Source organism: Edwardsiella anguillarum ET080813 (assembly GCF_000264765.2).
Classification (GTDB): Bacteria; Pseudomonadota; Gammaproteobacteria; order Enterobacterales; family Enterobacteriaceae; genus Edwardsiella; species Edwardsiella anguillarum.
Genome location: NZ_CP006664.1, coordinates 931137 through 955645, shown reverse-complemented (window position 1 = coordinate 955645; position 24509 = coordinate 931137). Strand labels below are relative to the sequence as shown.

Annotated in this window: 19 protein-coding genes and 4 pseudogenes; 17 read left to right on the top strand and 6 right to left on the bottom strand. The window is 49.5% G+C overall.

Features of this window, described 5'->3' with window-relative positions:
* Window positions 1-11: 11 nt before the first annotated feature.
* Window positions 12-1394 carry an exodeoxyribonuclease VII large subunit gene (xseA, locus tag ETEE_RS04365; RefSeq protein ID WP_034165370.1) on the bottom strand — a complete coding sequence of 461 codons (1383 nt, stop codon included), beginning with the start codon at window positions 1392-1394 and terminating at the stop codon, window positions 12-14.
* Window positions 1395-1565: 171 nt separating this feature from the next.
* Between xseA and guaB the strand changes: the two genes are divergently transcribed.
* From guaB to ETEE_RS21825, 9 genes and pseudogenes are all read left to right on the top strand, one after another.
* The gene (guaB, locus tag ETEE_RS04360) at window positions 1566-3032 is read left to right on the top strand and encodes an IMP dehydrogenase (protein ID WP_034165369.1); all 1467 of its coding nucleotides are present in this window, start codon (window positions 1566-1568) and stop codon (window positions 3030-3032) included.
* A gap of 84 nt (window positions 3033-3116) precedes the next feature.
* Window positions 3117-4694 (top strand): glutamine-hydrolyzing GMP synthase, encoded by a 1578-nt coding sequence (guaA, locus tag ETEE_RS04355; RefSeq protein WP_034165367.1) that lies wholly within the window; start codon window positions 3117-3119, stop codon window positions 4692-4694.
* 307 nt (window positions 4695-5001) lie between these two features.
* A pseudogene (locus tag ETEE_RS04350) lies at window positions 5002-6193 on the top strand (tyrosine-type recombinase/integrase).
* A gap of 123 nt (window positions 6194-6316) precedes the next feature.
* Window positions 6317-6946 (top strand): hypothetical protein, encoded by a 630-nt coding sequence (locus ETEE_RS04345; RefSeq protein ID WP_034165365.1) that lies wholly within the window; start codon window positions 6317-6319, stop codon window positions 6944-6946.
* A gap of 12 nt (window positions 6947-6958) precedes the next feature.
* Window positions 6959-7999: an nSTAND3 domain-containing NTPase gene (locus ETEE_RS04340; protein ID WP_330935807.1), complete on the top strand. Its 1041-nt coding sequence runs from the start codon at window positions 6959-6961 to the stop codon at window positions 7997-7999.
* Window positions 8000-8057: 58 nt separating this feature from the next.
* Window positions 8058-8195 (top strand): annotated as a pseudogene (locus ETEE_RS20985) (IS110 family transposase); the annotation flags it as partial.
* Window positions 8196-8468: 273 nt separating this feature from the next.
* A pseudogene (locus ETEE_RS04335) lies at window positions 8469-8750 on the top strand (IS66 family transposase); the annotation flags it as partial.
* Between the two features lie 390 nt (window positions 8751-9140).
* Window positions 9141-10307 carry a low temperature requirement protein A gene (locus ETEE_RS04330; RefSeq protein WP_034165364.1) on the top strand — a complete coding sequence of 389 codons (1167 nt, stop codon included), beginning with the start codon at window positions 9141-9143 and terminating at the stop codon, window positions 10305-10307.
* A 100-nt stretch (window positions 10308-10407) separates the two neighbouring features.
* A pseudogene (locus ETEE_RS21825) lies at window positions 10408-10590 on the top strand (IS4 family transposase); the annotation flags it as partial.
* 105 nt (window positions 10591-10695) lie between these two features.
* On the opposite strand, the gene ETEE_RS04325 reads toward ETEE_RS21825, so the two are convergent.
* The 5 genes from ETEE_RS04325 to ETEE_RS04315 all read right to left on the bottom strand — a co-directional run bounded on the left by ETEE_RS04325 (window position 10696) and on the right by ETEE_RS04315 (window position 15134).
* Window positions 10696-10953: an SUMF1/EgtB/PvdO family nonheme iron enzyme gene (locus ETEE_RS04325; RefSeq protein WP_034171879.1), complete on the bottom strand. Its 258-nt coding sequence runs from the start codon at window positions 10951-10953 to the stop codon at window positions 10696-10698.
* A 62-nt stretch (window positions 10954-11015) separates the two neighbouring features.
* The gene (locus ETEE_RS22315) at window positions 11016-11330 is read right to left on the bottom strand and encodes a DUF202 domain-containing protein (RefSeq protein ID WP_071881887.1); all 315 of its coding nucleotides are present in this window, start codon (window positions 11328-11330) and stop codon (window positions 11016-11018) included.
* Between the two features lie 13 nt (window positions 11331-11343).
* A complete protein-coding gene (locus ETEE_RS19865; RefSeq protein WP_034171880.1) occupies window positions 11344-11715 on the bottom strand; it encodes a YidH family protein in 372 nt (123 codons plus the stop codon).
* A gap of 178 nt (window positions 11716-11893) precedes the next feature.
* Window positions 11894-13681, bottom strand: a complete 1788-nt coding sequence (locus ETEE_RS04320; protein WP_225865116.1) for an arylsulfatase — start codon at window positions 13679-13681, stop codon at window positions 11894-11896.
* 196 nt (window positions 13682-13877) lie between these two features.
* Complete coding sequence (locus ETEE_RS04315; RefSeq protein ID WP_034165362.1) at window positions 13878-15134, bottom strand: anaerobic sulfatase maturase; 1257 nt, start codon at window positions 15132-15134, stop codon at window positions 13878-13880.
* Window positions 15135-15291: 157 nt separating this feature from the next.
* On the opposite strand from ETEE_RS04315, the gene ETEE_RS04310 reads away from it, so the two are divergent.
* The 8 genes from ETEE_RS04310 to ETEE_RS04280 all read left to right on the top strand — a co-directional run bounded on the left by ETEE_RS04310 (window position 15292) and on the right by ETEE_RS04280 (window position 24488).
* Window positions 15292-16839, top strand: coding sequence for a PTS transporter subunit EIIC (locus tag ETEE_RS04310; RefSeq protein ID WP_034165360.1), 1548 nt, complete (start codon window positions 15292-15294; stop codon window positions 16837-16839).
* A gap of 13 nt (window positions 16840-16852) precedes the next feature.
* A complete protein-coding gene (locus ETEE_RS04305; protein ID WP_034165359.1) occupies window positions 16853-18613 on the top strand; it encodes a sulfatase in 1761 nt (586 codons plus the stop codon).
* 10 nt (window positions 18614-18623) lie between these two features.
* Window positions 18624-19484 (top strand): aldose epimerase family protein, encoded by an 861-nt coding sequence (locus ETEE_RS04300; protein ID WP_034165358.1) that lies wholly within the window; start codon window positions 18624-18626, stop codon window positions 19482-19484.
* Between the two features lie 53 nt (window positions 19485-19537).
* A complete protein-coding gene (locus tag ETEE_RS04295) occupies window positions 19538-20419 on the top strand; it encodes a MurR/RpiR family transcriptional regulator (protein WP_034165357.1) in 882 nt (293 codons plus the stop codon).
* Window positions 20420-20694: 275 nt separating this feature from the next.
* Entirely contained in the window at window positions 20695-21399 is a 705-nt protein-coding gene (locus ETEE_RS04290) for an IS6 family transposase (protein WP_038631709.1), read from the top strand.
* Between the two features lie 76 nt (window positions 21400-21475).
* Window positions 21476-22249 carry a YecA family protein gene (locus ETEE_RS04285; RefSeq protein ID WP_034166114.1) on the top strand — a complete coding sequence of 258 codons (774 nt, stop codon included), beginning with the start codon at window positions 21476-21478 and terminating at the stop codon, window positions 22247-22249.
* 865 nt (window positions 22250-23114) lie between these two features.
* Window positions 23115-23699, top strand: coding sequence for a hypothetical protein (locus tag ETEE_RS19860; RefSeq protein WP_071881886.1), 585 nt, complete (start codon window positions 23115-23117; stop codon window positions 23697-23699).
* A gap of 84 nt (window positions 23700-23783) precedes the next feature.
* A complete protein-coding gene (locus tag ETEE_RS04280) occupies window positions 23784-24488 on the top strand; it encodes a hypothetical protein (RefSeq protein WP_034165872.1) in 705 nt (234 codons plus the stop codon).
* Window positions 24489-24509: the final 21 nt, after the last annotated feature.

Sequence of the window (24509 nt, the reverse complement as noted above, 5' to 3'; positions counted from 1 at the left end):
TACAGCGGGGGCTACGCGCAGCCCTTTGTCCCGCGGGGGCGGCGGGCGGTCAGTGGCCGGGTGGCGGTGACCTGGCTTTCGACCCAGCCGTCCTCCAGGCGGGTGCGCAGGGTATCGCCCGGAGCGACCTGCTCGCGGCGGCGCAGCAGCTGGCCGTCATCGCGCTGGGTCACGCTGAAGCCGCGCGCCAGCGTTGCCAGGGGGCTCATGCCCTCCAGGCGTGAGCACAGGGCGCCAAAGCGCTCCCGCCGGGCAGCCACGTTACGCTGCAGCTGACTTTCCAATCGGTGGCTGAGCAGCTGCAGGCGGTACTGCTGCTGGCGCAGGGCATGCGCCGGAGAGTGCTGTTGCAGGCGTTCACCGCCCAGGCGCCAGCGTCGCTCCGCCAGGCGTAGCCGGGTATCGATGGCCTCCTCCAGGCGGCGGCGTAGGCTAAGCAGTCGCGCCTGCTGGCGCGCCAGACGCAGCTGGGGGTGCTGTTGCTCCAGGCGGTGACGCAGCTGCTGTAGGCGCTGACGGCGGCGCGCGAGGGTATAATCCAACGCCATATCCAGCCGCTGACGCTGGCTCAGCAGACGGCGCAGCAGTTCGTCCCGGTTACGGCTGACCACTTCGGCCGCCGCCGAGGGGGTCGGCGCGCGCAGATCGGCGACAAAGTCGGCGATGCTGACGTCGGTCTCATGGCCGACGGCGCTGACGATGGGAATACGACTGGCGAAGATCGCCCGCGCGACCCGCTCGTCGTTAAAGCTCCACAGATCCTCCAACGATCCGCCGCCGCGTCCGACGATCAAGACGTCACACTCCGCCCGTTGGTTGGCGCGTTCGATGGCGCGAACCAACTGTGCCGGAGCCTCGGCGCCTTGCACCGCGCTGGGGTAGATCACCACCGGCAGGGCCGGATCGCGCCGGCACAGCACATGCAGCACGTCGTGCAGCGCCGCACCGCTGGTGGAGGTGATCACCCCGACGCAGCGCGCCGGCGACGGCAGCGGCTGCTTGTGGCCGACGTCAAATAGCCCTTCGGCCTGCAGACGCTGCTTGAGCGCCTCGAACTGCTGCTGCAGCAGGCCGTCGCCCGCCGGCTGCATACTTTCGGCGATCAGCTGATAGTCGCCGCGCGGTTCGTACAGCGTGATACTGGCGCGCACCAGGACCTGCTGGCCATTCTGCGGACGAAAGGTGACGCGGCGGTTGCTGTTGCGAAACATGGCGCAACGCACCTGTGCCTTGTCATCCTTGAGGGTGAAATACCAGTGGCCGGAGGCGGGCTGGGAAAGATTGGAGATTTCGGCCGACAGCCAAATCTGCCCCATCTCCAGCTCCAACAGCTGGCGCACGGTCTGATTTAACCGGCTGACGGTAAAGATGGTGGGGGTAACAGGCTGCGTCATGTGACCTAGATCAAACTTAAAATCATACTGTTAATTAGTCGATACTACATGCATGAACATGCATCGCAAGATATTTTTGAAAAAAATGCTGGAGGCAACCGATTCCGGCCTGTATAATGCCGCGGCAATATTAAATCTGGTTTGACCTTCCTCTCTGGTGAGATATTGCCCATGCTACGTATTGTTAAAGAAGCCCTGACGTTTGACGACGTTCTTTTAGTTCCTGCCCATTCTACCGTTCTGCCGAACACCGCCGAACTTGGCACTCAGCTGACTACCACTATTCGCCTGAACATTCCTATGCTGTCCGCCGCCATGGACACCGTCACCGAAGCGCGTCTGGCCATTGCGCTGGCGCAGGAAGGGGGGATTGGCTTTATCCATAAGAACATGTCCATCGAGCGCCAGGCCGAAGAAGTACGCCGGGTGAAAAAGCACGAATCCGGCGTGGTGACCGACCCGCAGACCGTGACGCCGAGCACCACCCTGCGCGAAGTGAAGGCCCTGACCGAGCGTAACGGCTTTGCCGGTTACCCGGTGGTGACGGAAGATAACCAGCTGGTGGGGATCATCACCGGCCGCGACGTGCGCTTCGTGACGGACCTGGAGCAGCCGGTCACCGCCGTGATGACGCCGAAAGAGCGTCTGGTGACGGTGAAAGAGGGCGAAGCCCGCGACGTGGTGCTGCAGCGCATGCACGAAAAGCGCGTTGAGAAGGCCTTGGTGGTAGACGATAGCTTCCACCTGCGCGGCATGATCACCGTGAAAGATTTCCAGAAGGCTGAGCGCAAGCCGAACGCCTGTAAGGATGAGCATGGCCGCCTGCGCGTCGGCGCCGCCGTCGGCGCCGGTGCCGGTAACGAAGAGCGCATCGCCGCGCTGGTCGAGGCCGGCGTCGATGTGCTGCTGATCGACTCCTCTCACGGTCACTCCGAAGGCGTGCTGCAGCGCATTCGCGAAACCCGCGCTAAATTCCCGCAGCTGCAGATCATCGGCGGTAACGTCGCCACCGCCGCCGGCGCCAAGGCGCTGGCCGACGCCGGGGTGAACGCCGTCAAAGTGGGTATCGGACCGGGCTCAATCTGTACCACCCGTATCGTGACCGGCGTCGGTGTACCGCAGATCACCGCCGTCTCTGACGCCGTCGCCGCCTTGGAAGGGACCGGCATTCCGGTGATCGCCGATGGTGGTATCCGCTTCTCCGGCGACATCGCCAAGGCGCTGGCCGCCGGCGCCGCCTGCGTCATGGTCGGCTCCATGCTGGCCGGGACCGAAGAGTCTCCGGGGGAAATCGAGCTGTACCAGGGGCGCTCCTTTAAGTCCTACCGTGGCATGGGCTCGCTGGGCGCAATGTCTAAGGGCTCCTCCGACCGTTACTTCCAGAGCGATAACGCCGCCGATAAACTGGTGCCGGAAGGCATCGAAGGGCGCGTGGCCTATAAAGGCCGCCTGAAAGAGATCGTACACCAGCAGATGGGCGGCCTGCGCTCCTGCATGGGGCTGACCGGCTGCGCGACCATCGATGAGCTGCGCACCAAGGCGCAGTTCGTGCGTATCACCGGCTCCGGTATTCAGGAGAGCCACGTACACGACGTGACCATTACCAAAGAGTCACCGAATTACCGTCTGGGTTCCTAACCCGGCGAGCTGGGCCCGGCGCTGCGCCGGGCCCGCTGAGTTTGTACCGTTTTGCCCGATCAATTTGCCAATACAGAGCCCCTAATGACGCAAAATATTCATCAAGATCGTATCCTGATCCTGGATTTCGGTTCACAGTACACCCAGTTATTGGCCCGTCGCGTGCGTGAAATTGGCGTTTACTGCGAACTGTGGGCGTGGGATGTCAGCGAAGCGCAGATCCGCGAGTTCAACCCCAGCGGCATCATTCTGTCCGGCGGCCCGGAGAGCACTACCGAAGCCGGCAGCCCGCGTGCGCCGGAGTTTGTATTCCAGGCCGGCGTCCCGGTCCTGGGCGTCTGCTACGGCATGCAGACCATGGCCATGCAGCTGGGCGGTCGCGTGGAGAGCTCCACCGAGCGCGAGTTTGGCTATGCCAAGGTAGAAGTCACGGCGCCGGGTCGTCTGTTCGACGGCATTCAGGACGCCCTTAGCGCCAACGGTAACGCCGTGCTGGACGTGTGGATGAGCCACGGTGACAAAGTGACGGCGATCCCGTCTGACTTCACCACCGTCGCTAGCACCGAAACCTGCCCGTACGCCATTATGGCCAACGAAGAAAAACGCTTCTACGGCGTGCAGTTCCACCCGGAGGTTACCCATACCCATCAGGGCCAGCATGTGCTGCAGCGCTTCGTGTTGGAGATCTGCGGCTGCGCCGCGCTGTGGACCCCGGCCACCATCATTGAAGATGCCGTCGCCCGCATGCGTGAGCAGATCGGCGACGACGAGGTGATCCTCGGCCTGTCCGGCGGCGTGGACTCTTCTGTCACCGCGCTGCTGCTACATCGTGCCATCGGCAAGCGCCTGACCTGCGTTTTCGTGGACAACGGCCTGCTGCGCCTGAACGAAGCCGAGCAGGTGATGGACATGTTCGGCGATCGGTTCGGCCTGAACATCATTCACGTCAACGCCGAAGCGCGCTTCCTCTCGGCGCTGTCTGGCATCGCCGACCCGGAGGCCAAGCGCAAGACTATCGGCCGGGTCTTCGTCGAGGTATTCGATGAAGAGGCGACCAAGCTGCCCCAGGTCAAGTGGCTGGCGCAGGGCACCATCTACCCGGACGTGATCGAGTCCGCCGCCTCTGCCACCGGCAAGGCGCACGTGATCAAGTCGCACCACAACGTGGGCGGCTTGCCGGAGGAGATGAAGCTGGGTCTAGTCGAGCCGCTGAAAGAGCTGTTTAAGGATGAAGTGCGTAAGATCGGTCTGGAGCTGGGACTGCCGTACGACATGCTGTACCGCCACCCGTTCCCGGGGCCGGGCCTGGGCGTACGCGTGCTGGGTGAAGTGAAGAAAGAGTACTGCGACCTGCTGCGCCGCGCCGATGCCATCTTCATCGAAGAGCTGCACAAGGCCGACCTGTATCATAAGGTGAGCCAGGCGTTCACCGTCTTCCTGCCGGTACGTTCCGTCGGCGTGATGGGCGATGGCCGTAAGTATGACTGGGTGGTCTCCCTGCGTGCGGTGGAAACCATCGATTTTATGACCGCGCACTGGGCGCACCTGCCCTATGACTTCCTCGGCCGCGTCTCCAACCGCATCATCAACGAGGTCAACGGCATCTCCCGCGTGGTGTACGATATCTCCGGCAAGCCGCCGGCCACCATCGAGTGGGAATGATTTCGCGTCTGGCAACAGCCTGCACGTAAAAGCAGTAAAGTACCTCTAAGTCCGCGTAACTGCGGGCTTTTTTGTTTTTGTGTCTGGCACTTTCTGGCAGCTGTTGGCAACGGGAAGCACGGTTTTTTCAATGGAATTTTTGATGGTACTCTCTGATTTCGAATTCAGGTTTGAAAAAGTACCATGTGATAAATTTCGGTTGAGTTATGGTATTTGTTTTTTATAACTCAATTAAAAACAGAGAGTTAAATGACTTTTCTGAATTTTTTACAACATGGTATTTTTTGATGAAGGAAAACAATAAACCATGTTGACTGACACCAGGCTGCGTCACCTTAAGCCGAAGGAGAAACTCTATAAAGTTAATGACCGTGATGGTTTGTATGTTGCGGTCACTCCGGCTGGAACGATCTCATTTCGTTATAACTATTCAATAAACGGAAGACAGGAGACCGTTACTTTTGGCCGCTATGGTGTTGGAGGGATCACGCTTGCAGAAGCGCGTGAACGGCTCAATGAAGCCAAAAAAATGGTTGCCGATGGAAGATCGCCTGCGAGGGAAAAAGCCAGAGATAAAGCGCGTATCAAAGATGCGGAGACTTTTGGTGCGTGGGCTGAGAAATGGTTACGCGGTTATCAAATGGCTGAATCGACGCGTGATATGCGGCGTTCGGTATATCAAAGGGAGGTGAAGTCAAAATTTGCCCAGCAGAAACTGAGTGAGATTACGCATGAAGACTTACGCGCATTAACCGATAATATTGTCGAGAGAGGAGCACCGGCGACAGCTGTACACGCCAGAGAGATTGTATTGCAAGTCTATCGCTGGGCTATTGAGCGCGGTCAGAAGGTGGAGAATCCAGCTGATCTGGTACGTCCTGCAAGCATTGCAAAATTTGAACCTCGTGACAGGGCATTGACGGCAGGTGAAATCGGGTTGATGTACCGTTATATGGAATGTGTAGGCTCGACGCCATCAATCAGAGCCGCAGTTAAACTATTACTGTTAACGATGGTACGTAAAAGTGAGCTTACTAACGCGACCTGGGATGAGGTCAATTTTAGTGAAGCTGTATGGACGATACCAAAGGAGAGGATGAAACGACGCAATCCACATTTGGTTTTTCTTCCCCGACAGGCAATGGATATTTTGATTGCACTCAAAACCTTTGCCGGTAGCTCTGATTTTATTCTTCCTTCGCGCTACGCATTCCGATGCGCCAATGAGTAGCGCTACTTTAAACCGGGTTTTGACACTGACGTATCGCCTGGCTCAGAAAGAAGGGGAGTTGTTGCCTAAGTTTGGTCCCCATGACTTACGGCGTATAGCCAGCACCTTGCTACATGAGGCCGGGTACAATACTGACTGGATTGAGAAGAGCCTTGCTCATGAAAAAAAAGGGGTACGAGCTGTTTATAACAAGGCTGAATATCGTGAGCAGAGGGCTGAGATGCTACAAGATTGGGCGAATATGATTGATGAATGGACTAGTAAGTAGTTAACAATCAGTAAGTTAAGTGGATATGCTTCTTTTGTCTACGCTAGGAGAGTAATTTTAGCCGCTAAAATTTACTGAATCTTTACTGGTTTTATCTGGATTGCATAAAAAGGAAAAATAAGAGTGCCTGAGTTGTCTGTAATTATACAATGGATGAATCAATACCCTAAGACCGGCTGGCTATTGCTGTTTATCTATATTGTACTCGGTGTAGTTCGTCACAGAGTAATTAATGCTGAATCTGGTAGTGTCTTTCGTGGACTACTCAATCTTAGGAAGCGCCGGCTAGAGCAAATGCTTACACAGCCATATTTGAATAAAAATGCGGTCCGTCTGGCAAAGCGTGAGCTTCGTCAGCGCAGCCTTTATCGGCTCACAGGCTTGTATAATTATCGGCTGCAGGATTTGGCTGTAATAATGTGTGATCGTTATGGGTTGCGGGCTGGTTATCTCAAGCCGTGGCGTAACTGGCTCGAAGAACGGGATGGACGGATTGTGTTCAACAGGAAATGGCATTGTTTTCGCTGGCGTCTTTTTCTGGCAGGTCAGATTGCAAACGCAGTTCTACTGATAGTATTCATTATCTATATAGTTTCTCATGCTTCGGCCGAAATGGTCGCACCGTTTATGATGCTCTTCATACTTGTATGGTGGTTTCCGTGGCTAATGGTGACCTTGGTACCCGCCCCTAGGTGGACTCGCGAAATGGAAGTCTATCTGGAGAAATTTAACGGTGAACAGACCATGGTCTAGGAGTATCCATTATTGCCATGCATTTTAGAGAAGCATCGTCTTCTTATCATTTCCGGGCCTCCGGGTGTAGGCAAAACGATATTGGCCGAGATGCTTTGCTACACCTTCCTGAGTGAGCAGTGGGAGCTCGTTCCCATCCGTAGTCTGGAGGACGGCTTCGCTGCTATTGCCGACAGCAAAAAGCAGGTATTCCTATTCGACGACTTTTTGGGAAAGGTTGCTCTTGACCGGCAAGCTTTGGCGTACAAAAATTCTGATTTGGCGCGGTTCATGAGCCGAGTACGTCGCTCACCCAATGCCCGTTTTATTCTGACGACGCGGGCGTACATCTTTGAGGAAGCCCGGAGGGTTTCAGAACATCTTGGCGATCAGCGCCTCGATGTAACGAAGTATGTACTCGATGTTGGTGTCTATACACGCCAGATCAAGGCACGGATTCTTTACAATCATCTTCTCGTCTCAGAGACACCTCAGCCGTATATCCGGGCCCTATTGGAAAGCAATAAGCTTGGGGAAATTGTTGATCATAAGAACTATAACCCACGTGTTATCGAGGCCATGACAGACGCATTTCGTGTCCGCGATATTGAACCTGCCAACTACCCTGCAGATTTTATCGACGCGCTGAATAATCCTAGCCAGATTTGGGACACCGCCTTCCGCACACACATCGATCATCGGTGCAGGCACCTTTTGATAGCGATGTTTTTTCTGGCGGAGTATGGGGTATCCTTGGTGACCCTTCGCTCATCTTTTGAGCCCTTACATACAGCGATGAGCAGAACCTACGGCTTAGCGCACGGGCCTAAGGATTTCGAAGAGGCCCTTCGTATCCTAGAAGGGGTTGTACGCCGGAACCGCCGAAATTTCCGGGATGGGGTTGTAAGCGGCAAGCCGCCAAAATTTTGTATATTCCGCCGAAAGCGGGTGATGGATCTGGCGTGTAGGGGTAGTGACCGGGTAGCAGCGATAGCTGCCAACTTTTCTTTCCTGTGGATCACCGGAACTGCTGAAAGCTGGTTTCAGACCAGTGAAGTGAGGTTTAAATGTTGATTTCTTCGTCGTCTCAAAAACTACATCTGCCTCCGAACGCTCAGGTTCGCCGGCGAGGATAACGGAACTGATAAAAAGAAGGCCTGTCAGCGTAGCTGTGGTGAGTATGGCCAACAAACTGGCGCGGACTGTATGGGCTATCACAGCCCATGGCCGTAAATACGATAAAAATCATGTCAGTATCAGGCCGTATTAATCGCTGATATCGATAAAAATCAACGCTTACAAATGGTGCATGCTGAAAGGTTGCTATGGTGGCCAGAGTTATGATCAAGACAGGTAAGACCGTGACTTGCTAAACCTGAAGGGCATCCAGAGCTTAAAGCTCGTAATGGGAATAAGGGGCAAGTCAGCGAATCTCATAGTGGCCCGCAGCTCTGGCTGTGTTAAGGCCGGATATAGAGCTGCAACCTACCTGACAAAGTCAAAACAATGGACGCCTTGCAAAACGGGATGCGTTCATATAGATGCCCTGAACGAATACTGCCGCAATGGCTGGGTGGAGATCGACAATAACCTGTGTGAAAACGCCCTCCGGGTGGTTGCGCTGGGGCGTCGTAACTACATGTTCTTCGGCTCTGATGGTGGTGGCGACAGTGCAACAGTGATGTACAGCCTGATAGGTAGCTGCAAACTTAACGGCATCGAGCTGGAAACGAGGCTACGTCACGTGATCAGTGTCATCAACACCTGGCCTGCCAACCGCGTGAAAGAGCTGTTGCTCTGGAACGTTACTCTCTCTGTAAACTAATTTTTACCCCACGTCCTTCACGGTGCGCTTACGTTCGAATAAACCAGTTCAATCAAGGTAAATGGTTGCACACTTTGCCTGAAGCAGCTAGATGACCAGCATGGGGAGTGCGCACGGGTAATAAACACACTGGTGCGTGATAAGAGGGCGAAGCTCATGCTTCGCCCTCTTATTTAATCTTCCAGGGACACCACATCGACCATCAAAAGCTTCCTTATTCCGTACAGCCTGGCCTTACAGGCGTCCGGCGGACACCCGAAACCGGTAATAAGATTTTCCCAGTACATACGCCGGATTTTGCTGATTTGCGGGTAACTGACTGGAATTACTCTGTTGTTCGATTATTATTGCCACGCAGTCTGACAACATACTTATTACTAAGGTAAGATTATGGCTCGAACCCTGCTTCGCTCCCGCGATGGCCACGGCGCCAGTGTTTCATTTTCAGAGCTGCTTTTCGATCTGATTTATGTTTTTGCAGTGACCCAGCTTTCTCACTACCTGCTACATCACCTGACGCTGACAGGAGCCCTGCAAACGCTGGTGCTGTGGTTCGCTGTCTGGCTCGCCTGGCAATATACCGCCTGGGTCACTAACTGGTTCGATCCTGATACTCGCCAGATCCGCTTACTGCTTTTCGCCATTATGCTCCTGGGGCTATTTGCGGCGGCGGCCCTGCCAGAAGCTTTTGGTGAACGCGGAATGGTTTTCGCGCTTTCGTTTGCCGCTATTCAGGTAGGCCGCTCGTTGGTCATCCTGCGTTTACTGGGTCGGGATAATCCGTTAAGGAAGAATTTTCAACGGATCCTGGGCTGGCTTTGCATCTCAGCGCTTTTCTGGATCATCGGGGGTTTTACTGAAGGTCACGCCAGGTTGGCTCTGTGGGCCGTTGCGGTGCTGTGCGAATACCTTTCACCCATGTTCGGGTTCCGTCTGCCAGGACTGGGGCGTTCGGACAGCAATCAGGAATGGACTATCGAAGGTCATCATTTAGCCGAACGTTGCCAGCTGTTTGTGATTGTCGCACTAGGTGAAACAATTCTTATCACGGGAGCCACACTAAGTGAGCTTGAGTTTTGGAGTCTCCCCATCGTCATTGCTGCACTGGTTGCCTTTGTCGGTAGCCTGGCGATGTGGTGGGTTTATTTCGATACCAGCAGCAAAACAGGAAGTCATGCCATTACTCATTCGAAAAATCCCGGTCAAATGGGAGCCTGGTTCCACTATATTCATGTCGTGCTGGTTGGGGCAATTATTGTCTGCGCAGTGGCTAATGAACAAGTGATTGCGCACCCCGACGAGCGCATACAGTCCGTAACCGCCGTCGTGTTAATCCTCGGCCCCGCTATTTATATTCTGGCTAACGTTGTGTATAAGCGCATCATTCACGGCAGATTCCCACTGTCGCACCTTATTGGCCTGATTGCCTTTATCGTGTTGTTCCCGCTGGCGTTTCACACGGATTTACTGATGGTTAGCGGTTTAACGACGGTGATTCTGGTAGTGATTGGCATCTGGGAAAGCCTTTCCCGTGACAAAATAACAACGGGTTCATAGGTCTAAAGTCGCCAAATCAAGGTTATCCAGGTACATCAAAGACTGGGCAGCGAGGCAGTTCGAGGGGGATTCACTGAAACTGCACTGCTCTGTCACTCATCCACACTGGTACGGGTTGACGCTGCTGCCCATGGATGGCGTGGTCTGGCGAACGCCAGAAACTCCTTAGAATTATGCCTCCTTCCCGCGACAGACTTATGCCAGCCAGACAGCACCTTATCCGCAGATAAAAATGGTCTACCAGATAGAGCTGAGCAGCCATCTGCTGACGGCCGCCGCCTTTCGTGCGTTGAAGGAAAGCGAATAGGTTCTTTGTAAGCGCACCACCAAGGCTACCTCACAGGCAGAGATTTGATATTATAACGTTAATAATAACTGATTGAAAATCCTAACCATCAAGAAGTGCCGGATCTGCATCAGGAAAATCCTCTATGACAGTTTTTTCCGCAGTGGTTACGTAACCGGTGTCATTAATGAATTGAGCAAATTGTTTATTTGTTACAGGGGTAATATCAATCCAAAACCCATGAACATGCTTAGGCCTGACCGGCCGCTCCTCCGGATAATGCAGGTTGGATCCCATATTGAACTCGCCATCGTTTATCCTGCGTATATTGTCGTATGAATGAGGTACAGCTTTTTTCATAAGTAAATCCTACATGTTTCAAACGGGAGTAAAATAAATAATTTTGCAAAATGTCGGTTCCTCTAAGGAATACCCCACAGTTCAGCAAGATAACATAAACCTGACAATACCACTGATACGCTAAACGACAACAGCAGGAAATATCTGAGCGGGTACCGAGTGCTAAGGGGAGGAATTTTCAGAGAGTCGTCAACTGTATGGTTCAGGGTAAAACTGCACAGAGCTGCAGCAAACATCATCATCCCTGCGACAGCGTATGAATTTTTTTCACACAGTATGGCCTGTCTGAAGAAAAGTACCGCAATTGTAAGTGCTAAAAAAGTGGTTCTGGCCCAGGCAAGAGAGGTGCGTTCTGGTTGCAGTCCGGGATCGCGCATGATTATTTCACCATCATGCCATAAAAATCATATACATAATGACTACAGCAATGGCCAGCAGCCAGACGGATAATATTGGTAATAACTTCGAATAAGATAAGTCATCATCGTGGCGCATTGCCTTTTCATTTTGTTTCCAGCGTCTCCAGGCCATGCTTCCCAGAGCGATTGCTCCGAGCGTCAACATCGAAGGCAGCAAATAACTAGCAAGATATGAATCTGTGTGGCTGGTAAGTTGTTGAATACCAAAAGCTCCTGCCAGCAGTGCCAACGCTGTACGGATCCATGCCAGGAAGGTGCGTTCGTTTGCGAGAGAAAACCGATAATCGGGACGTTTACCTCGTTGCCACCATTTTGTGGGGGAAGAACCGTTATTTTTTTGCATATTCTTATCTGCCCGTTTGAGAGCTAATCTTATATACTGCAGGAAAGGAACTAATCATCTTTACTGCTCAAATCAATGGAGTGCTGGATAATGAATGGGGCTTCTGTAAAATGAACGAAATTTACGAGTCACCCCTTATTCCTATAGCCACAACGTTCAGGTAAGATTTAATTCCCAATCAGTTTTTTATGCCATCCTGCATACTGTTGTTTTTATAAAGTGTGGGATCAGGCTGAAATGCCGTTGGTTGGCTATATTTTTCTGCCTCCTGTTGCCATATTTCCTTCATTTTTGATAGAATTTCCGGATTCTGGCTTGCTAAATCTGTGGATTCGGAAAAGTCTTTTTCGGTATCAAATAATTCCCATTTGTCCTGAGAGAAATCGGTATTTACGTCATGCATGGCAACCGCACGCCATTTTCCCCAGGTAATAGCGCGTTGTCCACGCAACTCGAAGTACTGGATATCGCGAGTTTTCGCCATATCGGAATTTAATGTATCAAGTATAGATTTTCCTGCAATCGGTAGTTGCTTTTGGCCGTCCACAGAAGCAGAAAATTTTGTTCCTGTTGCCTGTAGAATGGTTGGTGCCAAATCAATGATGTTGACATATTGATGCCGAATAATTCCCGGGTTATCAATATGCTGAGGCCAGGAAATAATTAATGGAGTCCTGACTCCACCTAAATATGGCCAGAGTTTATATCTGCGGAATGGTGTAGTACCGGCATAGGCCCATGGGCGTTGATACAGCATATATGTAGAAGCGCTGCCGGCTTCGTCAAGACGTTTATCCATTTCCTCAACCGGCATTTTATCATTATAGGCGACCTGGAAACCCCCATGTGGCCCTCCTTCGGAAGCGGCTCCATTATCGGTTAAAAATACGATCATTGTATTATCATACTGACCCGTTTTTTTAAGCGTATCGATTATCCGACCAATCTCATGATCGGTATGGGTTAGGAAACCGGCGTAGGTTTCCATAAACTTTGAATAGACTCTTTTTTCAGTTGGATTTAAAGAGGCCCAGGCTGCATCGCCATTTTCTCTCGGTGGTAATTTGGTATTGGTAGGGATGATGCCCATTTTTATCTGTCGTTCGTAACGTTGGCGCCGTAGCTCGTCCCAACCTTGTGAGTATAACCCTTTATATTGCTGAATATAGGTGTCAGGTACCTGATAAGGTGCATGAGCAGCTCCGAATGCCAGGTATACAAGTTTGGGCTTTTTTGCATCTTTTGTTATAGCATCAATCGCGTGATTAACAATATCGGTAGAAAAATGGTAACCGCTCGGGTGTTCAACTTTAGGTAAAACTGTATTATTTTCTACCAGGTCCGGATGATATTGGTCAGAGTGGCCACTTAAAAAACCGTAAAAATAGTCAAACCCGCGTTGCCGTGGATAAAAGGGTTTATTCCGCTCTGTATTGTCTTTGTATAAAGGAGCCATATGCCATTTACCAAATGCATAAGTTGAATACCCGTCGGCCTTAAGTACTTGCGCTATATTCTGCGCGTTCAGCGGTATTTCTCCACTGTCAGACGGCCCTGATCCCAGTGGGACCTTTTGCGATGGTGTTGGCTTTCCTTTCGGTGGGAGGTCAGCCATATTGACCGTATGGTTGTTTCGACCGGTCAGTAGGGAGGCTCGTGATGGCGAGCACATAGCTTTCGTATCGAATTGATTATACCTGACGCCTGAGCTGGCCAGGGCGTCGATATTTGGGGTTTTAATTTCTGAACCAAAGGCTCCAAGGTCAGCAAAACCGACATCATCAAGTACAATAAGTAGCACATTCACCTTTTCATTCGGAGCCGTGTGTGAGGCAGCGAGAGCGGAAGGCGTAGCTGCGAGGGCTGCAAGGACAAACGCGCCGACCACGGTTATCCGGGTACGTTGAATTAGTTGATCTGTCAATGATTGCTGGCACGATTTGTGGGCAGAGGAGGCTTGTTTCATATTTTTCTCCTTATATTTCATTGTATAACTGGTTTATGTATTACATTGATCTCTCTGAATGTATCCGAAGCTATTCATGATGCTCGATTGAGAAAAGTTTTTTGTAATTTTTGTTTCTAAATTTAAATTCAGTGAGAATTAAATATTTCATATAATAATATGAGTCAACGCTGTTGTGAGCATAAAGTGATGTATGTCACGCTTTATGCGGAAAACATTCAGTCTCTTGCTTGCTTAAAGTTGTTTGGGTCGCTGCAATGGCCGATGCAGTATGCATGACGTTAGCAGGGGGAAGGTGTAGATTTAACTGGTATGCCATAAATCTCATATAGGGATCTATGTGACTGAAAATGGCCTTATATCCGGGACATAGGTGGTTATGCCAGCCTCTGCTCGTTTTGTGGATACGGTGCTTTGGGCATCCTCCCTGGCAGGCAAAACGCCACTGACAGCGCTCACATTCGGCTGACAGCTGATTTTTTGCCAGTCCAAATTTGCGCTGCTGTTTGCCGTTCGCCATCTGGACCAGATTATCATGGTGTAAGTTACCCAGTCGGTGCGAGGGATAGACATAATGATCGCAGCTATAAACGTCTCCATTTTGCTCGACAACAAGCCCTTTGCCGCAGGATGAGCGCATAACGCATAGCGAGGGTTGTTCACCAGCCCAGGCGGCCAGAGCATTGTCGAATAGCTGAATAAATACGCGACCAACGTCGTGGCGCACCCAATAGTCAAAAATAGTATTGATAAAATAACCGTACTGTCCTCCCGATACGGACCACTCTGTAACCATCCCTCCGGATAATGTTTGTGGATAAAGAAGCTCTCCGAACTTTTCAGCGCCGGGACGCTGTTCCACTGCCGGGATAAACTGAATGAATTCGGCTTTCAGCTCTTGGGTTAAAAATTTATATATTTCAATGGGGTGAATGGATGTGATGTTATTGACGACCGTTAATACGTTAACTTCAACCTGGTGGCGCTGAAGCGCATCCATCGCCTTGATGACTTTATTAAACACCGATTTATTGCTGTTTGATTTACGGTACTGATCGTGAAGCCACTCCGGGCCATCGATAGAAAGGCCTACGAGGAATTTGTGCTGGGCAAAAAAAGAAGCCCATTCGTCATCGATGAGTACCCCATTGCTCTGAAAGCTGTTGGAGATCGTTTTTCCTTTTGCATACTTCTGTTGCAGCATGAGCGCTTTCTTATAGAATTCTATTCCCGCCAGCGTGGGTTCCCCCCCCTGCCAGGTGAACTCGATCTCGGACATCGGGTTAGCTTCAATGTACTGGCGTACGTAGGCTTCCAGCGTTGCATCGTCCATATGTCTTTGTTCCTTACATGTCTTTACTAATCCCTTTTTTGCAGAATAAAAGCAGTAATCACAGGCGATATTGCATTGATAGCTAACGGGTTTAGCCATCAAATGAAAAGGGCGATTCATATAACCTCCGGACCAATTTCTGCATCAGTAATAGTGATGTTGATCACTTTTGCAGCATCCAATTTTGACTTTACGTATAAACAGTAGAAATAATGATTTCATGACTTTAATTTATATGTGAAATATAAACTACATTTGGTTAATACCAGAGGTTTTTATGAGTAAACTGTTCGCTGGGGCACAAAATCTGGGCAAATCATTCATGTTGCCCATTGCTATCTTACCTGCTGCCGGTCTGCTGCTAGGGTTTGGTGGCGTTTTCACCAATCCGGTAACGATCGAAACTTACCCCATTCTGGACAACCATATTGTTCAGATGATTTTCAACGTAATGAAACTCTGCGGCAGCGTGGTATTCGATAACCTCGCACTTTTGTTTGCCGTGGGGATTGCCGTTGGTATGGCGCGAAGCGATAAAGGAACCGCAGGGCTAGCCGCGGTTCTGAGCTTTCTCGTTATGAACAAAGCAATCAATGTGCTGCTATTGTTGAGTGGCAAACTGGCCAGTGAAAATATGAACGCGGTAGGCCAAACTAGTGTTCTGGGTATTACCACTCTGCAAACGGGTGTGATGGGCGGAGTGATGAGCGGCCTGCTTGCCTGGTGGGTACAAAAGCGTTTTGGCAAAACCGAGCTACCGAACATGCTGGCATTCTTTAGCGGCTCGCGATTTGTACCTATTGTCACTTCTTTTTTCGCTATTTTTCTGGGTGCTGCGTTATTCTGGGCGTGGCCGCCGGTCCAGGCCGGGATCACTCATTTAGGTGGGCTGGTGGAACGGACTGGCTACGTCGGAACTTTGTTCTACGGCATGATTCTGAAGTGCCTTATCCCGTTAGGACTGCATCATCTCTTTTATCTGCCATTCTGGCTGACAAGTGTCGGAGGAGAGGTGATGGTAAATGGTCATCTTGTGCAGGGCACGCAAAAAATATTCTTTGCGCAGTTGGCTGATCCCAGTGTAACCCAATACTACATTGGCGTTTCCCGTTTTATGGCCGGAAGATTCGCCGACTTCATGTTCGGATTACCAGGCGCCGCGCTCGCCATTTATCAATCTTCTCGCCCTGAAAACCGTAAACGCGTCGCCAGCCTGATGTTGTCCGCTGCTTTGACGGCATTCGTGACGGGGATCACTGAGCCTCTGGAGTTTGCCTTCATGTTTTGTGCACCACTTCTTTTCGGTGTGCATATCGTCCTTACTGGCGTAGCGTTTATGTTTACACATATTCTGCAAATAACGGTAGGCCAGACTTTCTCCGGGGGATTAATTGATTTCCTCTTATTCGGCGTGCTCCAGGGGAACGCGAAAACTAACTGGTTACTAATGCTGCCGCTCGGTGCCGTCATGTTCTGCTTGTATTACTTTAGCTTCCGTTTCCTCATCTCATGGCGCCAGTTAAAAACGCCCGGGCGTGAGGATGATACTAACGCTGTGATGACGGAGGAAAGCGGTGTTTCGACACAGGGTCAACGAGCTGCAGGCATCGTGGAAGCGCTGGGAGGGAAAAATAATATCGTCGATGTCGACTGCTGTGCAACCAGATTACGTGTGATCGTTAAAGATCCAAACTATGTGAAAGTTGATGATTTTAAACGGTTGGGGAGCAAGGGCGCTTTTGTAAAAGGTGAAGGGGTGCAGGTGGTCTACGGACCTCATGTCACGCTGATTAAGAACGAAGTTGAAGAATTTATTGGTTTGTAAGCAGGAATAAATTATGAAAGCCGTTATGTTGATTTTTGACACACTGACTCGCCATCATCTCGCACCCTATGGGGGCGAGGCGATCACGCCGAATTTTACTCGTCTGGCGGCGGAGTCGGTACAGTTTGATAACTTTTATGTCGGCAGTATGCCATGCATGCCTGCGCGGCGGGAATTGCATACCGGACGTTACAATTTTATGCACCGGAGCTGGGGCCCGCTGGAACCGTTTGATTTTTCAGTCATGGAGGCATTACATCAGGCTGGGATTCATTCCCATCTTGTCACAGACCATAAACACTATTGGCGCGACGGCGGTGCCACCTACCATACACGATACTCGACTTTTGAATTTATCCGTGGTCAGGAGGGGGATAACTGGATAGGGCAGGTAGAAAAGCCCGAAGTTAATTGGCAAGGGGCAGAGGATGAGGAAACCCGCTGCCGCAGAACCGTCAGAATGACGCAGGACTTGATTAATCGGTCCGCGATGCCCAGACAGGAAGACCACTATACCCACCGGACCATTGGTGCCGGCATGGAGTTCCTTCAGCGGAACCAGAACCAGGAAAACTGGTTCCTGCAGATTGAATGCTTTGACCCTCATGAACCCTTTTTCGTGCCGGAAAAGTATCTGACTCAGTACGACTGTAAGCAGGAAGATTTTAACGGTTGGGTACCTTATTATTGTGATGCTCCCGGCGGACCGGCGGATGACAAAACAAAGAAATTCTATCAAGCCTTGATCACCATGTGCGATGACTACCTTGGTCAGGTGATGGATAAAATGAAAGAATTAAACCTCTGGGAGGATACCTTACTTATTGTCTGTACCGACCACGGTTTTTTACTAGGTGAGCACCAGTGGTGGGGGAAAAATATTATGCCGGTCTATAACGAGATTGCTAATACCCCTTTCTTTATTCGTGATCCACGTAATGATGTACGGGGTGTACGGAAAGATATTTTGGCTCAAACCATTGATATTCCTGCTACTTTGCTGGATTATTTCAATATCACTCAGCCCAAAACGATGACCGGTAGATCTTTACTTCCGGCGATAGAGAAAAATGAGTTGATCCGTGATTACGCTCTCTATGGTTATTTTGGTGGACATATCAATATCACTGATGGTGATTATGTTTATATGCGCTGCCCGCGTGATAAAGGGAAGGGGTCGCTTTATGAATATACGTTGATGCCGACTCGTATCGACAGTCCGTTCAAACTTTCCGAGTTGCGCGAAATTACTATCCATCCGGGCTTTAATTTTACCCAAGGGGCCCAGGTAATGAAAATTCCTGCTTCATTCAGCTACCTTAATCCGTGGCGTTTCGGTGATAAATTATTCGATCTGAAAAACGATCCCGCCCAGAAGCGGGCTCTTAACGATGTAGATAAAACGCTTTATTATATGCAGGCAATGGTTTCGTTAATGAAAGAGCATGATGCGCCGGATGAGCTATATCAACGTTTCGAGCTGGAACCAATTTCGCGCTCGCGTGAGCTGGCATTTGCCGTACGCAGAAATGAGCAATACAGGTTCCAGGATTCTTCACTGCGTTGTACCGATCCGGGGGTTAAGGAGGCTCTATCATTTATTTCCGCGGCCAGCAGGGAACAAGGGAAAAAACTGTCAGATATCGAAGCGTTATTTTTTGAGGGGAAAGTCATAACTGAGCAGGATATTTTCAAACTGATTGATACGTTTTTCTCCGGGGACCGACATAAGGCGCTGATGTATCAGGTTCGTTTACTTTTACGTACCGAATAGGGCGAGCCAGATGCAAAAATGGATACTTGAGAATAACTGTTTCAGGGTGATGGTTAGCGCGCAAGGCAGCGAGCTTTGCAGCGTATGGGATAAACAACGGGAAAGAGAATGGATCTGGCAGCCCAGGCAAGGCGTATGGAACAACTCTGCGACCTGTCTCTTTCCCGTGGTGGGCAGACTTATCCATAACGGATGGCGGCAGAATGACCGTTTTTTTACACTACCTGCACACGGTTTTTTGCGCGATCAGGTTTTCTCCTGTGTTCATCAGCATGATACACAGCTGGCGCTCACCGCGAGCGCCAGCGAAGAAACACGCCTTATCTGGCCGTGGAGTTGGCGGGTGGATAGCTATTGGGAACTGGATGAGCAAGGCGTTCAACTTTGCTTTACAGTCCAGAATGAAGATACGATACCTTTTGCTTACTCTATGGGGTGGCATCCTGGTTTTAACTTGCCTATTTCGTCACAGCCCGGTTGGCAGGTTAATTTCGCTGGAAAACAGGTTGTTGGTCCGCTGCCGACACAAGATCGCACATTATCAATTCCGCACCCTGAGCCGGGAACCATGGCATTTCCGCTGACAGCGGAGTGCTTTCATCGCGGCGCTGTCTATTTTGGCTCCTGCCGCACCGTATGTGTAAACAACCCGATGGGAAAAACGGTGTTACGTCTGGAGTCGAAAAATTTTGACTGGCTCGCCTTATGGAACGTACCTGACGTCGATTTTTTATGCGTAGAACCGTTGGCGGGAACGACTGATGATCCGGACTTTTCCGGCCAGGTCGATACCAAACGGGGTATTCGCTGGCTGGAACCAGACGAGAGCTGTATGTTTAAGGTATCCCTCAGGTTTGATATAGACGTATAGCGTCAAAATTGGCAAAATGGCTAGGGCTATTTTTTCAACAGGATCTGGGCTATATGGGCGTAAATAAAGAAAATGTACGAATATATATTAGCAATATTCTTAATGGTCTGAAGCAATCAGACCGACAAATAGCCGAGTTTATTCTTCAAAACCCGGCTCAATTTGCCCAAATGCCGGTAAAGAAACTTGCTGAGCAAATTGCCCTTAGCGAGGCAACAATAGTTCGTTTTTGTAAAAAAATTGGTTATAGCGGTCTTTTGAACCTAAAAAGCGATTTAAAGAGGGAGCTGCTTGCTGAGAATGATTTATCATTACCTTCATCCCCTGATATTTACCTTAATGATTCACGAATTGATGTCGCCTATAAAATTGCGCTGACTGTTGATACAACCCTTAAAGAAACCATTGGCCTATTAGATATGAAGGTTGTGAAACCCGTGGTGGAAAGGTTACTACAAGCAAGCCGTGTAATTTTTGTCGGGTTTGGCGCGTCGGGTTTATCAGCTCTTGAGGCCAGAGATAAGATGAATCGTCTAGGGGTCGAGTCCGAGGCTTATATAGATCGGTTTACTATCACACTTAAGCTTGCCAATTTAAAACAAGACGATATTGTACTTGCGTTTTCTCATTCGGGAGAAACTCCGGAGGTGGTAAATGCTTTCCGGTTGGCTCAAAAGGCTTTAGCTTATCGGCTGGCGATAACCCACAATACTACTTCTCCGCTTGCAGAGTTGGCCAGCACTATTCTACTCACCAGTGGAACGGAAGGTCCTTTGCAAGGAGATTCAATCACAACCAGGGCTTCCCAACTTTTTATTATTGAGTTCCTTTGTACGGAAATTACTCGCTACAGATTTCGGGAAAGTGCTTCTATGGGACTGTCAATCAAAGAACTCCTTATTAAAGAAAGGATAAAACATACTTTATCCGAATAATGTGTGGCTTCTTATTGAGTTAGTGACCTGTAAAAATGTAGCTGAGACGATATAGCTAAGGGGCAGGGTATCGCTAAGAGGAAAACAGCCGGTAAATATACCGGCTGTTTTTGACCAGGCTATTAGTCTTTCGTTTCTATACCATCTTCCATTCGGTTAAATATATAGAAGAACGGCACAGGATCGATAACTGGTGGATTACTGTATTTTTGTGCTTCCTGTGGCACTGTTGCAAATAGTCGGTAGTGATAAACTTTTTGCTGACGAAGCTGCACATGAACCCATTCAAAGGCCGGCATTTTCAGCGTGACATCATTCTGTGGGCGGTACGCTGGTACTGCAAATACGGTATCAGTTACCGTGAGCTGCAGGAAATGCTGGCCGAACGTGGTGTGAATGTCGATCACTCCACTATTTATCGCTGGGTTCAGCGTTATGCGCCTGAAATGGAAAAACGTCTGCGTTGGTACTGGCATAACCCTTCCGAGCTTTGCCCATGGCACATGGATGAAACCTACGTGAAGGTCAATGGCCGCTGGGCGTATCTGTACCGGGCCGTCGACAACAGGGGCCGCACTGTCGATTTTTATCTCTCCTCCCGCCGTAACAGCAAAGCTGCATACCGGTTTCTAGGAAAAATATTAAACAACGTGAAGAAGTGGCAGATCCCGCGATTCATAAACACGGATAAAGCGCCCACCTATGGCCGTGCGCTAGCCCTGCTCAAACGTGAAGGTCGATGTCCGTCTGACATTGAGCACCGACAGATTAAGTACCGGAATAACGTCATTGAATGTGATCATGGCAAACTGAAAAGGATAATCGGCGCCACGCTGGGATTTAAATCAATGAAGACGGCTTACGCCACAATCAAAGGTATTGAGGTGATGCGTGCACTACGCAAAGGCCAGGCCTCAGCATTTTATTATGGTGATCCCTTGGGCGAAATGCGTCTGGTAAGCAGAGTTTTTGAAATGTAAGATCTTTCAATCAGACAAAAGGCTGCCTCATCGTTAACTTTGCAACAGTGCTCTCCTACCCACGCCTGGCGAGTTCATGCACTACATGGAAGTGCGGCAAGCTGTGGCTGGGATACGTGGAGCTCATCTCTTCGACGAGTTCGATCACTTGGGTGCTTATCTTAAGAAGAATTGTTTCGATCAGGATATTGTCGAGCAGCTGAAGGAAGGGAAAGCGAACATGCTTGTCTGGGATGGCATGAGTGACATCGTTGACAGAAGCTTCGAGGGTGAAGAGTGGGAAAGCAGACCGTTCCCAAGGCAGGAGTTCCCAGAGGAGGTGCTGAAGCTGCTTGGAGCACTCGATAGTACCCGAGCTAGCGGCTGGCTTTCAGCAGAGAGTCATATCCGTGACCTAGGAGAGGAAGGCCGGAATAATCTGGCCAAGATGCTGTCCGACCTTCGAAAAACACTGATTCAGCATCCCGTTCGTTACTTTGTTCTGGGCGGGGACGGTGTACCGCTCTTCGTTTGGCTTCAACGGTATGGCCATCCAATTGACTGGACTAAGGCCAGCGCAGTTGCGTTGAGCGCCAAGGCTACTAACGTCATTGGCGTTGTGGCTGAAGTCAGTGCCGATGGTACTTATGTCCAAGCGCGGTCTTTCAAAATTTACATACCGACGGAGCAAACGGCAGAAAACGTCCACATTTATTATGAAGACGCGGTGAGAATGGCTAACCCTGTACGTACAGTCAATCTAGACCGGGGAAAACAAATCTCCCCTAGTCGCAATAGCTTAAAAATTGGCCGTAATGTACCTTGTCCATGTGGCAGTGGCATGAAATACAAGAGGTGTCATGGTCGGTAAAATGTGTCCGCATAGCTGACTACAATCTGCTTAGTAGTTCAAATGGAGGTTGTGCATGATTTTATGTAATATACTGATTTTTATATGTTAAATTAAATATCAAATGCATGTTATGCGAGAATCTTCTCAGCATAGCTGTATAAACGTCGATGAGCAGAAAAATAAAAAAATCTCCGCATGGTATAGATTGTGGTATCGAGAAAGATCAATTTTCTAAGTAACTGTTATATGTATTGATTTTGATTTAATTGATAATCGAGTGGGAATGATTTAACGTTAGGCATTCTCTAGCGCCAAAAGATGAAAATATATAATCCCATGTTTACATGGGCTTTTTATTTATAGTGGTCTGGCAACAGATGTCTGTGATATTGGGCGGATATAATCGACCAATGGGGCCTATTGGTACTCGCGAATTCATTTAGTTAAATGTATAGACTTCAGATATACGTATGTAAAATGCATTGGAGCAAGTAATCAGTAATCGGCTCTCTGCCTTTTTATGAGCTCGCCCCGGGTACAGGACGCAAGATGAAGCTAACTGCCCAGAAGCGGAGCGAGTTTTCGGAGGGTCTACGGTCTGACTGATGGAATGGGGCAATCCATATGCGGATGTCGCCGAAGAGGAAGACTAACCTTCCTCGCCTTAATGACTTTCCGTTCCAGCCAGAGAGTGGTGGAGCCGCGCGAAAGCTGTGTTGTCGTTACGCCAGTTGATGATCCTTAATCCTTTGCTTTAGTATAAATATAAAAACGCCTACCTAACTTAGCCTTGTGAAGCCCTAGACTAGATGTTGAAGGCTTATCAATAATTAGTATCAATATTAATTATATCATTAAAATGCTTAAGTATGGAGTAGACAAGATGTCTTTCGCGAAAAAATTAGCTTTAGCTGCGCTACTGGTTGCCCCTTTGTATGCCTCCGCAGATGTAACTAACGGTCAGCTGACCTTTACCTGGCAGGGGACTATCCCTGCCCGAGTGCTTTCCGGCGACTGGAAATTTGTTGATGCCCTAGGAAATGATTATGTATCGACTCCTCAGACGCTCTCTACCTCAGTCGATGCTGATAATAACGTGAATTTAAACACCTCCTCACCGGTAACCTTTAATATTAAATCGAATACTGGCTCTATTAATGGTATCACTGCTTATTTGGCTTCTGCACCCGTAGCCACTGGTTTTAAAGGAAGCCGCCAACTGGATTTACAAGAAACATCCACTGCACCAGAGAATAATAAGGTCTTGATTACCATCAATGGTCAGGCACTTAAAGTAGGTAGCTCTGATGCTGTTACTGTTACTGGCTCGGGTAATGATCGTCCTATCAGTCTTGGTCTGTATGCTAAAGCAACCCAGGATGCTTACGATGCCGGCAGCAGTGTCAGCTTTACGACGCCAGTCGTCTTCGGGGTTGATATAACTTCAGCCTTACCATCTACAATTTAATTCTTAGATTCTATTCTACGGTTTAATGCGATCCGGTGGTAATTATATCGCCGGATATTTACCATTGTTCATAGAGTATTCTTAATGTATAAATGGATTATACCTTTTTTATTAATATTCAATCATGCCTATGCTTTTACTGTTGACTCACTATTCAAAGTTGACAGTGAAAACAGTCGCTATTTTGTACTAAAAAACCCAGACGCTGAGTCAGTTTATTTATCTGTTTCACTCACGGAACTTCAGCGAACAAATAAAGGCGTCTATCAAGAAATAGCGCTGTCTACTGACGATTTTTTATCATGGCCTATTTATATTGACCCCATGGATATCGTTATTGATGCTAGTGGTGAGGTGCGTGTTTCAGTTATCCGTACAGCACAAACCACCCCCCTCGATCGTATTATTGGTGTTAGCTTTATCCCTGACAGTTTACGTCAACAAGAGCAGGGCGCAAACAGCAATGTCGCCATCACCATTGGCTATAAGTCGTGGTATCTCATCCCCGGCACCCAACCTCTCGCTGGGGAACCCCAGGCCTGGATCAGCGACAAGCGTATTCATTTCAATAACCCAACGAATAAGGTTTTACGCCTGACGTTGGATGTTTGTCCAGATAGCGATAAAAGTACAGCAAGTGAGGGATGCTATAGCGAAGCCATCTTACTCCCCGGAAATGAAAAGCAGATTAATGTCCCTATGGGGGCGGATCTGAATACGGGGAAAGTGATATTTTTTGATCTCAGTAATCAATATAAAAAAGAGATCTCTCTCCGTTCTGTTAGATAACCGAATTACGGTAATTTTTTA

Bases quoted from the DNA above. Each gene is read 5' to 3' on its own strand.
- xseA (WP_034165370.1), bottom strand. From the start codon at position 1,394: ATGACGCAGCCTGTTACCCCCACCATCTTTACCGTCAGCCGGTTAAAT.
- guaB (WP_034165369.1), top strand. From the start codon at position 1,566: ATGCTACGTATTGTTAAAGAAGCCCTGACGTTTGACGACGTTCTTTTA.
- guaA (WP_034165367.1), top strand. From the start codon at position 3,117: ATGACGCAAAATATTCATCAAGATCGTATCCTGATCCTGGATTTCGGT.
- ETEE_RS04330 (WP_034165364.1), top strand. From the start codon at position 9,141: ATGGCTCGAACCCTGCTTCGCTCCCGCGATGGCCACGGCGCCAGTGTT.
- ETEE_RS04325 (WP_034171879.1), bottom strand. From the start codon at position 10,953: ATGAAAAAAGCTGTACCTCATTCATACGACAATATACGCAGGATAAAC.
- ETEE_RS22315 (WP_071881887.1), bottom strand. From the start codon at position 11,330: ATGCGCGATCCCGGACTGCAACCAGAACGCACCTCTCTTGCCTGGGCC.
- ETEE_RS19865 (WP_034171880.1), bottom strand. From the start codon at position 11,715: ATGCAAAAAAATAACGGTTCTTCCCCCACAAAATGGTGGCAACGAGGT.
- ETEE_RS04320 (WP_225865116.1), bottom strand. From the start codon at position 13,681: ATGAAACAAGCCTCCTCTGCCCACAAATCGTGCCAGCAATCATTGACA.
- ETEE_RS04315 (WP_034165362.1), bottom strand. From the start codon at position 15,134: ATGAATCGCCCTTTTCATTTGATGGCTAAACCCGTTAGCTATCAATGC.
- ETEE_RS04310 (WP_034165360.1), top strand. From the start codon at position 15,292: ATGAGTAAACTGTTCGCTGGGGCACAAAATCTGGGCAAATCATTCATG.
- ETEE_RS04305 (WP_034165359.1), top strand. From the start codon at position 16,853: ATGAAAGCCGTTATGTTGATTTTTGACACACTGACTCGCCATCATCTC.
- ETEE_RS04300 (WP_034165358.1), top strand. From the start codon at position 18,624: ATGCAAAAATGGATACTTGAGAATAACTGTTTCAGGGTGATGGTTAGC.
- ETEE_RS04295 (WP_034165357.1), top strand. From the start codon at position 19,538: ATGGGCGTAAATAAAGAAAATGTACGAATATATATTAGCAATATTCTT.
- ETEE_RS04290 (WP_038631709.1), top strand. From the start codon at position 20,695: ATGAACCCATTCAAAGGCCGGCATTTTCAGCGTGACATCATTCTGTGG.
- ETEE_RS04285 (WP_034166114.1), top strand. From the start codon at position 21,476: ATGCACTACATGGAAGTGCGGCAAGCTGTGGCTGGGATACGTGGAGCT.
- ETEE_RS19860 (WP_071881886.1), top strand. From the start codon at position 23,115: ATGTCTTTCGCGAAAAAATTAGCTTTAGCTGCGCTACTGGTTGCCCCT.
- ETEE_RS04280 (WP_034165872.1), top strand. From the start codon at position 23,784: ATGTATAAATGGATTATACCTTTTTTATTAATATTCAATCATGCCTAT.